Annotated in this window: 10 protein-coding genes; 2 read left to right on the top strand and 8 right to left on the bottom strand. The window is 72.6% G+C overall.

The window, feature by feature from the left end:
* Positions 1-270: 270 nt before the first annotated feature.
* Positions 271-1,608, bottom strand: a complete 1,338-nt coding sequence (locus E9565_RS19265) for an acyltransferase (RefSeq protein WP_236836504.1) — start codon at positions 1,606-1,608, stop codon at positions 271-273.
* A 406-nt stretch (positions 1,609-2,014) separates the two neighbouring features.
* On the opposite strand from E9565_RS19265, the gene E9565_RS19260 reads away from it, so the two are divergent.
* On the top strand, positions 2,015-3,013 hold the full coding sequence (locus E9565_RS19260; protein WP_236836502.1) for a 2-hydroxyacid dehydrogenase: 999 nt from the start codon (positions 2,015-2,017) through the stop codon (positions 3,011-3,013).
* A 30-nt stretch (positions 3,014-3,043) separates the two neighbouring features.
* The gene (locus E9565_RS19255; RefSeq protein ID WP_236836501.1) at positions 3,044-4,564 is read left to right on the top strand and encodes an L-lactate permease; all 1,521 of its coding nucleotides are present in this window, start codon (positions 3,044-3,046) and stop codon (positions 4,562-4,564) included.
* 125 nt (positions 4,565-4,689) lie between these two features.
* Here E9565_RS19255 and E9565_RS19250 read toward each other — a convergent pair whose 3' ends face one another.
* From E9565_RS19250 to E9565_RS19220, 7 genes are all read right to left on the bottom strand, one after another.
* The gene (locus E9565_RS19250) at positions 4,690-5,772 is read right to left on the bottom strand and encodes an acyltransferase family protein (RefSeq protein WP_236836499.1); all 1,083 of its coding nucleotides are present in this window, start codon (positions 5,770-5,772) and stop codon (positions 4,690-4,692) included.
* A 104-nt stretch (positions 5,773-5,876) separates the two neighbouring features.
* A complete protein-coding gene (locus E9565_RS19245) occupies positions 5,877-6,761 on the bottom strand; it encodes a bile acid:sodium symporter family protein (RefSeq protein ID WP_236836497.1) in 885 nt (294 codons plus the stop codon).
* Positions 6,762-6,766: 5 nt separating this feature from the next.
* Positions 6,767-8,413 carry a long-chain fatty acid--CoA ligase gene (locus tag E9565_RS19240; RefSeq protein ID WP_236836495.1) on the bottom strand — a complete coding sequence of 549 codons (1,647 nt, stop codon included), beginning with the start codon at positions 8,411-8,413 and terminating at the stop codon, positions 6,767-6,769.
* 342 nt (positions 8,414-8,755) lie between these two features.
* On the bottom strand, positions 8,756-9,268 hold the full coding sequence (locus tag E9565_RS19235) for a Na+/H+ antiporter subunit E (RefSeq protein WP_236836494.1): 513 nt from the start codon (positions 9,266-9,268) through the stop codon (positions 8,756-8,758).
* The gene (locus tag E9565_RS19230) at positions 9,265-10,974 is read right to left on the bottom strand and encodes a complex I subunit 5 family protein (protein WP_051515465.1); all 1,710 of its coding nucleotides are present in this window, start codon (positions 10,972-10,974) and stop codon (positions 9,265-9,267) included. The genes E9565_RS19235 and E9565_RS19230 overlap by 4 nt, the downstream gene beginning before the upstream one ends.
* Positions 10,971-12,473 (bottom strand): proton-conducting transporter membrane subunit, encoded by a 1,503-nt coding sequence (locus tag E9565_RS19225; protein WP_236836493.1) that lies wholly within the window; start codon positions 12,471-12,473, stop codon positions 10,971-10,973. Before E9565_RS19225 ends, E9565_RS19230 begins: the two co-directional genes overlap by 4 nt.
* Positions 12,470-13,951: a proton-conducting transporter membrane subunit gene (locus E9565_RS19220; RefSeq protein ID WP_236836491.1), complete on the bottom strand. Its 1,482-nt coding sequence runs from the start codon at positions 13,949-13,951 to the stop codon at positions 12,470-12,472. The genes E9565_RS19225 and E9565_RS19220 overlap by 4 nt, the downstream gene beginning before the upstream one ends.
* Positions 13,952-13,974 lie beyond the last annotated feature (23 nt).

Genomic DNA, 13,974 nt, shown 5'->3' with positions numbered 1-13,974 from the left:
GATCGGGAGTGTGGGGAAGGGGGCGGGCTCGCCGAGGCCGGACATCGACCGAGCTGGTGTGCCGCCCGACGGCTCACTCCTTCGGCGCGCGGCCCTGCCGGCGATGCCGCGGGGAGCCCACCGCCGCGTCCGCGGGTGTACGCGCAGCGCCAGCGCCGCGCACCACACGGCCAGTGCCAGCCAGGGGAGCAGGTCCGACATCGGAGGTTCCCCCTTCCGGTCGCTCGCCGGTCCAAGCCAGCGGCCTCACTCAGAATACCGCAAGATCAATCACGAAACAAGCTTCGTATCTCTTCGAGGGCGAACGGCCTGGGCGACCACCACGAGCCCGAAGCCGTACAGGAGTGCAGTCGCGGCGAGGGTCTCCGGCCGCGAGACGTGTTGGACGCCGGACGCCGTGAGCAGCGCCAATCCGGCGCAGATCGAGGCGACGCCGAGCGCGGCCCTGGCCACGCGCGGAGGTGTCGCCGGGGCTGGTGTCTCCAGGAGCCGCCGGCCTGGTCGCTCGACGCGGCCGAAAATCACGACCAGGACCAGGAGGACGACCGCGCAGGCGAGCACCCAGAGTGGGCGCACTGCGAACCAATCGGCCGACAGTGGCTCGGGGTCGGGGAGTATGCCGCTGAGGTACAGGGCCGGCGCGGCCACCAGGATCGGCACCATGTGCCACAGGTAGAGCGTGAGCACCGTGGCGTTCACCGCTGCCGTCGCCGTCCACACCGGGCGACGGCGTGCCAGCCTGCCCAGCGGGCCCCTCGCCAGCAGGACCGCTCCGGCCTGGGCGACCCCGTAGGCGAGCAGTGCGAGCGAGGGAGGGGCGGTGTTCTGGAACGCCTCGCCGGGGACGCCGACCATCGACAGCGGATAGGGCCCCAGGGCGACCAGTCCGGCCGCCAGTAGTCCCCCGCCGACGAGCAGGGCGGCCGGTGTCCAGGGGTGGGCCAGCAGAGTGCCCGCTCGCCAGCTCACTCCAAGGGTGTAGAGGCACATCCAGACCAGCAGGAAGTTGAGAGCGCCCATCCAGGGCGTGCCGGCGGTCAGCCGGAGGACGTCGACCGCCAGCACGGCGGCGCCCAGCGCGAGGGGCGCGCCCAGGCCCCACCGTTCCGAGGCGGCGACCAGCAGCGGGGTGCTGGCCACGACGGCGACGTAGACCGCGAGGAACCACAGCGGGATGGCTGCCACCCAGGCGGCCATGGCGACGAACTCGTCGTCGATCACGAACCGGCCGACGGCGATGCCGCCGATCAGGACGGCCAGAAACACCGTCGTCGGTCGCAGCAGGCGGTTCAGCCGGTCCGCCAACCAGCCCAGCGGAGGGCGCCCGCGGTCGCGGGCGGACTGCCAGGACGCCATGCCCGCGTAGCCCCCCACGAGGAAGAACAGTGGCATGACCTGCACGAGCCAGGAGAGCCACTCCGCGGGCGGCCACAGCCCCAGCGCATTGGAGCCGGTGAGCTCCCCGTCTCGCACGACGATGACGACCGCCATCCAGTGCCCGAGGACCACCGTGAGGATGGCGACCGCGCGCAGCAGGTCGACGACGCGGTCGCGGCTCTCGGGTGTGTGCTCGGCGATCGTGCGGATCGATGGGCGGGTAGCTCCCACTGGCGTGGTCCCCTTCTCCGGAGCGCTCGGACGGCGCTCGATGGGGGTGGTCCGGCCCCCTGTTGTAGGTGGCGGCCTCCGGGCGGACGGAGCGATCCATCGCCTCCCTCCAACTTCAGGAATCATTTTAGCGAAAAATGCTTCGTAAATACAGGTCCTGCGTCCGGTAATCCGGTGAACGGTGACCGGTGAACCCAGCCACGTGGTGCGATGGGGCGGGTTGTTCACGGGGGCGAGTCGGCTGATCGGTGGGCAGCAGCCGAGGCGGAGTGGCTTCGAGCAGTGCCGTGGTGCTCCGACCGGACGTTCAGCCGCTGCGGCGCGGTCGTCGGGGTGGGCCATGCGCGGGCCATGCTTGCTGCGGGAGTCGGTGCGGTCGCAGGCACGCGCCGATACGGTGCCGGCCATGCGTGTGTCCGTCTTCAGCGCCAAGCCCTACGACGTCGAGTCGCTGACCGCGGCCAACGCCGGTCACGGGCACGAACTGGTCTTCCTCGAGCCCCGGCTGTCGCCCGCGACCGCGCCGCTGGCCACCGGCAGCGAGGCGGTCTGCGCGTTCGTCAACGACGACCTGAGCGCGGCCGTGCTGGAACGGCTGTACGAGTCCGGGGTCCGCCTGGTGGCCCTGCGGTCCGCCGGTTTCAACCACGTCGACCTGGCCACGGCGGTACGCCTGTGTCTCACGGTCGCCCGGGTGCCGGGCTACTCGCCGCACGCCGTGGCCGAGCACACGGTCGGTCTCGTGCTGACCCTCAACCGCAAGATCCACCGGGCGTACAACCGGGTGCGTGAGAACAACTTCGCGCTGACCGGCCTGCTGGGCTTCGATCTGAACACCCGGACGGTCGGGATCGTGGGCACCGGGCAGATCGGCGCGGTCTTCGCCCGGATCATGCTCGGTTTCGGGTGCCGGGTGATCGCCGCGGACCCCGCGCCCGATGCGGAGTGCGCCCGACGGGGCGTCGAGTACGTGGACCTGCCGCGGCTGTTCGCCGAGTCCGACGTCGTGTCCCTGCACTGCCCGCTGACGGCCGACACCTTCCACCTGGTCGACGCCGAAGCGGTGGGGCAGATGCGCAGCGGCGTCATGATCGTGAACACCAGCCGCGGCGCGCTCGTGGACACTGCCGCGGTGATCGCCGGGCTGAAGACCGGGAAGATCGGGCACCTCGGGCTGGACGTCTACGAGGAAGAGGCCGAGCTGTTCTTCGAGGACCTCTCCGACCGGGTGGTCAGCGATGACGTCTTCGCCCGCCTGCTCACCTTCCCCAACGTGGTGATCACCGGGCACCAGGCGTTCTTCACCGCCGAGGCGCTGGCGAACATCGCGGCCACGACCGTCGACAACATCACCGCCTTCGAGCGCGGCGGGCACCTGCACCGGGTGCTGCCGACGGCCTCCTGACCGGTTCGCGGCAGGACCGGGGACGACGGCGTGCGGGCGGCGCTGGCGGCCGCGCCCATCGCGGCCGTGCTCACCCTGATGGTCGGTCTGCGCTGGTCGGCGGTGCGGGCCGGGCTGCTGGCCGCCGTCGGCACCCTCGCCCTGGCTCTGCTGGCCTTCGGCTTCGGCGGTCCCGACGCTTCCTATACACCGCTGCTCGGCACGCTGGGGCTGCTGGCCGAGGCCGGCTTCCTGACGCTGACCGTGGTCGCGATCATCGGGCCGGCCCTCGCCATCCACCACCTGCAGCAACGCACCGGGGCGACCGATGCGCTGCGCGCGGGTCTGACCCGGCTGACGCCGGACCCGCGGGTCGCGGCGCTGCTCCTGGCCTGGTTCTTCTCGCTGTTCCTCGAGGGAGCCGCCGGATTCGGCACGCCGGTGGCCCTGGCCGCCCCGTTCCTCGTCGCGGCCGGCTTCCGCCCGCTCTCTGCGGTGACCGCGGCGCTCATCGGCCACGCCTCCGGCGTCTCCTTCGGGGCGCTCGGTACCCCGGTGGTCGCCCAGGTCGCCGCCACGGGATTCACCGGGGGAGAGATCGCCCGCGCAACCGTGCCGTACCACGCCCTGCTCGGCTGGGTGCTGGCCGCCGCCGTGGTGCTCGTCATCGGTCGGGCCGTTCCGGGTCGGCCGGCCCCGTGGGCGTGGGGTGCACTGGCCGCCGCCGCGTTCTTCGCGCCCTATTGGCTGCTCGGTCGCTTCGTCGGCCCGGAACTGCCCACCATCGGGGCTGCCCTGCTCGGTGGGCTGGTGTTCCTCGCCGTGGTCCGGCTTGCTCGCTCCGACAGGGACGGGTACGAGCAGGGCGGGCAGTCAGTGCCCTCCGCGCCGGCGATGGGATTGCCGCGCGCGGCCGCCCCCTATCTCGCGCTGATCTCCGTCGTGCTGGTCACCCGACTGGTGCCGCCCGTGCGCGACGCGCTGTTCGAGATCGTCGCCGACTGGGAACTCTTCGGTGCCTTCACCGGCAGCGTGCGGCCGCTGTACCACCCGGGACTGCTGCTGCCGCTGGCCTTCGCCGCCGGCGCGCTGGCGCAGCGCGCGTCGGGTGCCGACATCCGCCGGGCGGTCGGCGACACCAACCGGATGCTCCTGCCCGTCGTCGTCGCGTTGATCGCGATGGTGACCATTGCGCGGACGATGTCGCAGTCCGGGATGACCGACGAACTGGCGTCAGCCGCGGCCGGCGTCGGCGTCGGCTGGCCGCTGCTGGCGCCGGCGGTGGGGGCGCTGGGCACCTTCGTGACCGGCTCGGCGACCGCATCGAACATCCTGTTCACCGACTTCCAGGAGGCCACCGCGGAAGAGCAGGGGCGACCCGTGCTCCCGCTGCTGGGCGCGCAGGGCTTCGGCGCGGCGGTCGGCAACATCATCTGCCCGCACAACGTGGTGGCCGCGGCGGCGACGGTCGGCCTGAGCCGCCAGGAGGGCGACGTGCTGCGCCGGACGCTGCCCCTCACCGTCGGCTACGTGGCCCTCGGTGGTGTGCTCGCCTGGTGGTTCACCCGCTGATCCGGTGAGAGCGGCGACGTCAGACGACCGCCACCCCGTTCCGGAGGTCTGCCCCATGACCCAGGCGCCACGTCGCCGTCAGCACCAGCTGTCGTCCCGTACGGCTGGGCCGGGCACGGACAACGTCACCGGATCCATCGACGGGGACGGCGCGCCGCGATCTCGACCCGGCCGAAGGCGGCCACGAGGGCCCCGAGAACGATCGCGGGCGCGAGCAGCCACAACCACCGCTGTCCCCACCATTCGCCGGTGGGCTGCGACAGGAGGGTGTGACCGAGGCCCTCGTAGGCGAGCACGACGACGAGGAGCGCGGTCATGTGCCAGAGGAACACCGTGATGGCCACGAGGTTGAGTGACACGACGAGCTTCCACACGGCCGCGCGGCGCAGCAGCCTGCCGGCAGCCGGCGTGAGCAGCGCCAGCAGGCCGAGCTGGAAGACGGCGAGCGCCGCGATCGCGGCGGTCGTGGGGAACATGTTCGACTCGGGCTCACCTACCGTCGCCACCATCGGTCGGGGGTAGCCGGCGATCATCGTCAGGGCGACCAGGACGGCCAAACCCACCGCGGCGACCCCGAGCCGCTGTCCTAGCGGGCGGGCGCCGAGCCGGTGGGTGCGCCAGAAGTAGCCCAGCTGGTGGCAGAACAGCCACACCGCCGCTGTGGTCACCCAGGCGGCCCAGGCCACGTCCGCGGCGCGGTGCAGGACGTCGCCCACGGCGATCAGGCCGGCCAGCCCGGCCAGCGCCCCGACGCCGACACGGGCATGCACCTTCGCGGTGACCGGCACGGCGACGATCAGCAATCCGTACACGCCGAGGAACCACAGCGGCACCAGGAATCCGGGGAACCATTCCCAGATCCAGCGGTGTGGGCCGGGCAGCAGCGCCGCGACCAGTTCCGCGGCCAGCCACACCGCGACCCAGAGGAGGGTGGGGGTGAGCAGCCGGCGCAGCCGGACGCCGACGAACGCCGCACTGGAGCTCCCGGACGCCTGCGCGCGCTCCCAGCCGGCGAGGTTGGCGTAGCCGCCGACCAGGAAGAAGACGGGCATGATCTGCAGCACCCAGGTGGCCAGCCAGCCGCCGGGGACGGCGTCGATGGGATTGGGCATCGCCAGGCCGTCCTCGGCGGTGCGGTGGATGACCGACAGCGTCCAGTGCCACACGGTGACGACGACGATGCTGAACGCCCGGGCGGCATCCACCATCCGGTCGCGCGTGTCCGGAGTGGCGCCGGCCAGCTGGTCCAGCGCCCCGGACGACGGGGACCGATGGGATCGCTCGCGCCTGCCCGGGACTCGGAGAAGGCGGCTCACAGCAGCTCGGGGATCCTCTGCTGGCCGCGGTCGTGCGCCCGGCGGAAGCCGATCGTCACGAACGTCGCGGTGATCACCACGAACAGCGAGTAGAGCGCCGGCAGCAGGAGCACCTCTTGTTCCACGGCGCCGGTGAACGACAGCAGCACGATGGTGATCGCCAGCGGTCCGTTGACGATGCCGATCTCCAGTGCCAACGTCCGCCGGTCGGGCACCCGCATGCGGAGCAGCTTCGCGTAGCCGTAGGCGGCGGCCATGCCCAGTACCGGCAGCCCGATCGCCGCGGCATACACCTCCCAGGGCGACTCGCCGAGCAGTTGCCAGTTGCGCGGCACCCACGTCACCAGCAGCAGCACGATGAACAGCACACCGAGCACGCTGCCGACCAGCTCGAGGGTGGCCCCGACGTTGGCGGTACGCCGGCGGATCCACAGACCCAGCAGCACCGGGAGGACGAGCAACGCCAGGCTGGCCACGACGTTCGCCGTCGGTACCTCGATGCCCTCGGCCAGCGCGCCGCCGTAGAGCAGCAGGGCCAGCGGGGTGAGCACGACCGCGGCCAGCGTGGTGGCGATGGTGACGACCACGCTGAGCGCCAGATTGGCCTTGGCGAAGTAGGTGTAGAGGTTCGACGTCGTCCCGCCGGGCATGCACCCGACGATGAGCAGGCCGATCGCCTGGGTCGGCGAGAGCTCCAGCAGCCAGGCGAGGGTGAAGGCGATGAGCGGCATGATCGTGAACTGACCGGCCACCGCCAGAAGCGGGTACCGGGGGCGGCGCACCTCGTCGCCGAGGTCGCGGAAGGTCATCGCCGCGCCCATGCCGAGCATCACCACCCCCAGGATGGCCGTGAGCATGGCCTGCTCGAACGGGCCGACCATCGTCGTCAGCCCCCGGCCCGCACGGCGGGTACCGACACGTCGACCTGGGCCGCCCGTACGTCCTTGCGCAGGACCTTGCCGATCGGCGACTTGGGGAGATCGGCGGCGAACACCACCTCGCGGGGCACCTTGTACGCGGCCAGCCGCTCGGCCGCCCACGCTCGGACCTGCGCCGGTGTCAGCGCCGGATCGGTGCGGACGACGACCGCGCGCACCCGCTCCCCGGACGCACCGGCCGGCACGCCGATGACCGCAGCCTCTCGGATGCCGGGATGCGCGGTGAGCGCCTCCTCCACCTCCGTCGGATAGACGTTGAAACCGCTGACCAGGATCAGGTCCTTCTTCCGGTCCACGAGGCGCACGTAGCCGTCGCCGTCGATGACCGCCACGTCGCCGGTGCGTAACTCGCCGTTCCGCAGCGCCGTGGCGGTCTCCTCCGGCAGGCGCCAGTAGCCGGCCATCACCTGCGGACCGCGTGCGCACAGCTCCCCGAACTCGCCGTCCGGGACCGTCCGTCCGGAGTCGTCGGCGCAGCGCAGCACCGTGCCCGGCATAGGCACACCCACCGTGCCCGGCTTCGCGCGCCCGTCCAGCGGATTGAAGGTCAGCACCGGGGAGGCCTCGGTGAGCCCGTAGCCCTCGACCACCGGGACACCGGTCACCTCCTCCCACCGCTGCGCCACCGTGGTGTGCAAGGCCATGCCGCCGGCGACCGCGGCCCGCAGCGACGCCGGCGGGTGGTCGACGAACCACCGCTCCCGGCACAGGCCGTCGAAGAGAGTGTTCACCCCGGTGATCCAGGTGATCGGCTGGTTCTCCAGCGCCCGTTTGAGATTGCTCAGCGGCCGTGGGGAGGGGATGAGCACGTTGTGCGCCCCGCGGCGGTAGAACGCCAGCAGGTTCACCGTGAAGGCGAAGATGTGATAGAGCGGCAGCGCGGTCAGCACCCGCTCCCGGCCGGGGCGCACCGCGTCGCCGACGAACCCGAGCATCTGCTCGCAGTTGGCCAGCAGATTGCCGTGGGTGAGCATGGCGCCCTTGCTCACCCCGGTGGTGCCGCCGGTGTACTGCAGCACGGCGAGGTCGTCGGGGCGCAGGTCCTGCCAGTACCGACGGGTGTTGCCGTCGACGAGCCGCGCGGAGCCCCGGCGGAGTGCCTCCTCCAGCGGCGTGGCGGCGTAGGGCACCGCGGGCAGCGCGCGCTGCCAGTACCGCTGGACGAGCCGGACGATCCCCGCCACGTAGCCGGGGAAGAACTCCGGGACGCGCACGAGCACCACCGGGGGATTGCCCAGCGCGGGCAGCGCCGGGGTCAGTCGGTCGGCGAACATGTCCACCACGACGACGGCGGCCACCTCGGCGTCGGCGTCCTGCCGCTGCAGCTCCGGTGTGGTGTACAGCGGATTGGTGTTCACCAGCACGCAACCGGCCTTGAGGACGCCGAAGGCCACGACCGGATAGGCCAGGCAGTTGGGCATCTGCACCGCCACTCGGTCACCCGCCGCCAGGCCGAGCTCCTCGCGGAGGTAGGCGGCGAACTCGTCCGCGGCCCAGTCGACCTCGGCGAAGGTGAGGCTGCCGTTCATGCCGTTGGGCAGGCAGGTGGTGAACGCCGTCGCGCCGGCGTGCTCGGCGACGGTCGCGGCCAGCATCTCGGGGAGGTTGGCGAAGCGCGCGGCGGGCGACCGTGCGGGCCCGGCCGCAGCCGGCTCGCACGACGGGTCCACGGTCGGGGGGCCACTCTGTTGCGAGAGCCTGTCCATGGCGATTCCTCCGATCAGATCGTGGTCGCCGGTGGTGCTCCTGGCTCGACGGGTAGTGCAGCTGTCCGACGAGGACCATCGGTGGGACCGGGCTGGCGCCGTGCTCCGAACTGCACTGCAGGGACCTCAGGGAAACCGTCGGGCGGGAAGCGGGACCGACAGTCGTCACTCTGTCGGAAAAATGTTACGTGAAACAAGGTTCGCATGCAAGGGGCTGTCGCCTGCGCCGGTCTACGACTCCAGCGCGGTCGCACGACTGCCGACGAGAGCGGCCAGCCGCCGCTCGGTCGCCGCGAGGTCGGCGAGGTCGAGCCGGTCGCGGTCGAGGACGTGGACCAGCAGCGCGTCGTCGTCGATGCGGAGCACGAGCGTTCCGGGGAGCACGCTGATCACGTCGGCCAGCAGGATCGCCAGGTCGGGGCGGTCGGGGTGCCGTAGTCGGTGGACCACCACCACCGATTCGACCGGAGGCCCGGGTCGCAACGCGCGCGCGGCGACACGGCTGCCCTCGCGGACGCAGGCGAGGAGGAACCAGCCCAGAGCGCCGGCGAGCCGCAGTGGGTGGGGCGGGCGGCGCGGACGCGGTGGCGACACCCACAGGCTGGCGGCCGTGGCGGTCGCGACGACCAGGACCGCCAGTTCCGGGCCGACCAGCGTGCTGCCCTCGCTCACGATCCACCACAGCGCCGCCAGGGCGACGCCACGGCCCACGGACTCGGCCACCCACCACACCGGCGCGGTCACCACAGCAGCACCCCCGCGAGCACCACCAGGACGACCACGGCGAGCGGCCCCACCGACTGCCAGCCCGGCAGGCGCAGGAGCTCTGCGGCTCCCCCGGGCCACCGGGACGCGGCGTGTCCGGCGATGGTGACGACGGCCTGGACCGCTCGCCCCGGCAGGCGGCCGGCCTCGTCCAGGGCACGCAGCGCCCCCACCGCAGCGGGCTCCAGGACGACGACGACGTCACCGGCCGGCGGCCGCGCTGACCGGCGCAGCGGCCACCGGGCGGCCCCACGCACCGCCAGTACCACCAGAACGAGGCCGAGCAGCACCGGCCAGACCCCCGCCCACACGCTGGCCACGGTCGTGGACACGTCCACCGCCGGGCCCGCCGCGGTCAGCGCCCATACCCCGGCCGGACCGGCCAGGAGCAGGACGAGCCATCCGCTCTGCAGGACGCTCCACGGTCGCGGGACACTGTCGCCGGCGGCCAGGGCGAGCCAGAACCGGGCCATCAGCAATACGGTGCCGGCGGCTCCGAGGGACAACACGACCTCGGACACTCCCGCCGCGGCAGCCAGATCCTTCAGGCCGTACTTGGCCACGAAGCCGTTGAGCGGTGGAAGGCCGGCGAGTGCGAACCCGGCCACGCCCGCCCCGCCGAGCGCGATCCATCGCCGGGCGCCCGGCGCAGCAGCCTGGACGACCGGTATGGAGAGGAACAGCGCCGCCTTGGCCGTGCCGTGAGCAACCGCGTAGACGACGGCCACGGTGACCGCGGCGGCCCCGACCGACGCCTCGCGCAGCCCGGCCCCCACTGTTACCGCCAGATAGCCCATCTGGCTGACCGTCGAGTAGGCGAGCTGGACCTTCGGCTCGTCCTGCAGAAGGCCGAGGGCGACCGCACCGAAGATGCCGACCAGCCCGAGCGCCACGAGCCAGGAGCCCAGCTCGGGCAGGCTGTGTGTTCCGATCGGCAGCAGATGCAGCCACCCCACCAGGCCGGCCTTCACCATTGCCCCGGACAGGACCGCGCTGGCGGGCACCGGCGCGGCCGGGTGGGCCACGGGCAGCCAGCCGTGCAGCGGCACCAATCCCGCCTTGACGCCGAGGCCGGCCACGACAAGCGCCGCCGCCGGCAGATTCGCCCTGTCGCCCAGCGCCTCGCGGACCGCTGCCATATCGGTTCCGGCGGCCGCCGCCGCGGCCATCAGTCCGCTGAGCAACAACACCTCGCCGACGAGGGCCAATCCGAGGTAGACGCGGCCGGCGCGCATCGCCCGGTCGGTCCGGAAGTGCACGACCAGCCCGTAGGCGGTCAGCGACATGACGGCGAAGCCGACGTAGAAGGTGACGATGTCGGCGGCGATGAGCAGGGTGACGTTACCGGTGTAGGCCACCAGGAACACCGCGAGAAAGGCCGGCAGCCGCCGGTCCCCGGCCCGCTCCGCCGGCGACACGGCCAGCGCCACCGCGTAGAGCAGGGCCGTCACGCCGAGCAGCGGCCGGGAGACGTCGTCCAGATCCAGCCTCACGCCGAGCAGCAGCCAGGGGACGGAGAGGCCGTCCGCCGGCCCGGCGAGGGCCAGCAGCCCGGCCGGCAGGCAGGCCAAGGGTGACCACCGCACGGCCGCGGCCCGCGTCACCGCCGGCAGCAGGAGAGCGGCCAGGGCCAAGGGCGCGGCGAGCGCGGCCACCCACAGCCAGGTCGTCCACAGCGAGGTCATCCGCCACCCCGCTCGGCGATCTCCACCGCCAGCGCCAGCGGGCTCCACCACGCCCCGGCGAAGAGCCCCGCGGCCAGCGAGGCGACCGCGGACACGACCAGCGGAATCACGAGCAGCCACGAGCCCTCACGGCGCGGTCGGGGCCGCCCCGCCCAGGCCACCCCGGCCTCCGGTGGGCGCCACCAGGCCGCGACGACGATCGGGAGGAAGTAGGCCGCGTTGAGCAGCGTGCTCACGACCAGCACGCCGATCACCCACGGCTGGCCGGCCGAGAGCGCGCCCACACCGAGGTAGTACTTGGTCACGAACCCCGCCACCGGCGGCACGCCGATCATCCCCAGCGCGCCGACGGTGAAGGCTGCCATGGTCATCGGCATCCGCCGGCCCACCCCGCGCAGCTCGGAGACCCGGTGCAGGCCGAGGGTCTCGGCGAGGGCCCCCGCGCAGAAGAACAGGGTGATCTTCATCAGGCCCTGGTGCACGAGATGAGCGACCGCCGCAGTCGTGCTCACCGCGCCCACCAGCGCCATGCCCAGCACGATGTAGGACACCTGGCTGACGGTGGAGTAGGCCAGCCGGCGCTTGAGGTCGTCCTGGGTCAGGGCCCGGACCGACCCGTAGACGATCGTGATCCCTGCCATCACCCCCAGGGGCAGGAGCACGCCCAGGCGGTCGGCCACGGCCGGGCCGTAGACATCGTGGACCACCCGGACGATGCCGAACGCGCCGGCCTTCACCACCGCGACCGCGTGGAGGAGAGCGCTCACGGGGGCCGGCGCCACCATGGCCCGGGGCAGCCAGCCGTGCAACGGGAAGACCGCCGCCTTCACCGCGAAGCCGCCGACGAGCAACAGGAACACGACTTGCATGACCAGCGGCTCCGAGGCGGCCAGCGCGGCCACGGCGGCGGTGCCGCCGGGCTCGAAGGTGCCGCCGGCCCCGAGAGCGGTCAGCCACGCCACCCCGACCAGCAGCACGGCGCCGCCGCCGATCGTGTACCGGAGGTACGTCCGCGCCCCCGCCAAGGCCTGCGGGGTGCCACGGTGCGCCACCAGCGGATAGGTGACCACCGTGAGGAGCTCGTAGAAGATCAGGAGCGTCACCAGGTTGCCGGCCAGGGAGATGCCGACCGTGCTCGTCACGCAGAGGCAGAAGAACCCGAAGAACCGACTGCGGTGCGGGGAGTCCTCCAGGTAACCGATCGCGTACACCGTGGTGAGCAGCCACAGGGCCGCCGACAAGGCGATGAACAGCAGGGACAGCTCGTCGAACCGCAGGACCAGGTCGACCCCGGGCGCCAGCGGTGAGGTCCAGGCGAACTGCGCACCGCCGAGCACCGGCTCGAAGACCGCGACCACGATCGCGACCTTCAGCGTCGCGCCGACCAGGTTGACCACGGTCCGCGCGCGGTGCCGCTCCTCACCGAGCGGAAAGATGACCAGCGCGGTGACCAGCGACGTGGCGAGCAGGGCCAGCGGTACCAACCCGCCGAAGGTCACCGATCCGCTCCGCTGCCGGTCATCGACGCCGCGGCCGTCGACGGGGTGGACTCGGCGATGCGATCGGGCACGCCGGCACCGGTCAGACCGAGTACCACGACGAGCGCGGCGAGGACGACCGCCGGCACCTCACGGCTCCACGTCGCCGGGCGGGCGCCGTGCGGAGCGTCGGTGGGGCTGCGGTCGAAGGTCAGCCCGACGACGCGCATCACGTAGGCGGCGGAGATCAGCCCGCCGACGACGACCGGCACGGCCCAGTACCAGCGGCCCGTCTGCACGCTGGACTCCAGCAGCAGGAACTTTCCGGTGAAACCGAGGCTGGGTGGCAGGCCGGCGAGGCTCAGACCGGCGAGGGCGAACGCCGCCACTGCCACGGGCTGTCGCGCGCTGGCCCCCGCCATGGTCAAGAGCCGATCACTGCCGTGACCGGCCGCCAGCGCACCCGCGGCCAGGAACATCGCCGCCTTGGCCAGGCCGTGGGCCACCAGGAGGGTGAGCGCTCCTGTCCAGGCCGTGGGCAACCCGCCGGGGTCAGCGTCGCCGACGGGTGTGGCCAGGGGAAAGATCAGGAACAGCTGCCCGATCTGGGCGATGGTGGAGTAGGCCACCACGAGCTTGAGCCGTTCCTGCCGCCACGCCATCCACGCGCCCCACACCGTGGCCAGCGCGCCGAACCCGCCGAGCAGCCCCGCCGCGGTGACCCCACCGGTTCCGGGGAGCAGCGTGAACCAGAACTTCACCAGGACGAACAGCGCGCCCTTGACCACCAATGCGGACAGCACCGGGCTGACCGGCGCCGGAGCGCCGCCGTGGGCGTCGGGCAGCCAGCCGTGCAGCGGCAGCAGCGCGCACTTGAGCATCATGCCGACGGTCACCAGGGCCAGCGCCACAGCCGCGACCGGAGCCGACCCGGCCGTCTCCGACAGCGTGGTGAAAGCGAGCGTTCCCCGGTCGGTGTAGAGCAGGGCGACCGCCAGCAGGTAGAGCAGGGACCCGAGAACCGCGACGAACAGGTAGCGAAGGGCGGCCCGCAGCGCGACGCCGCCGGCCAGCGCGACGAGCCCGACCGCGGACAGTGCGAGCACCTCGAAGCCGACGTAGACGGTGAAGACGTCGGCCGCGACGTAGATGACGTTGAGCGCGACCCACACCCCGAACCACAGCGGCCAGAAGGCCCCCGTCCGCCGCTCGGCGATCGCGTAGGCGGTCACGGCCAGGCCGACGACCGCGGTCATGCCCAGCAGCACGGCGGACAGCCCGTCCACGGCCAGGGGAATGCCCAGCGGCACCTCCCACCCGCCGAGCAGCTCGGTGGGCGTTCCCGTGGGCCGCGGAGCGAGGACGACCGCGCTGACCGCCGTGGCGGTGGCGACGGCGCCACCGGCCGCGACGGTCCGCTCCGCGCGTCGGGTCTGGAGCACGGTGGTGAGCAGGAGCGCGGCGAGCGGCACCGCCACGACCAGGCTCGGGGCGATCACGGGGCGGGCCCGGGGTCCTGCGG

Source organism: Blastococcus sp. KM273129 (assembly GCF_021698995.1).
Classification (GTDB): domain Bacteria; phylum Actinomycetota; class Actinomycetes; order Mycobacteriales; family Geodermatophilaceae; genus Blastococcus.
This window is presented reverse-complemented; position numbering and strand designations above follow the sequence as displayed.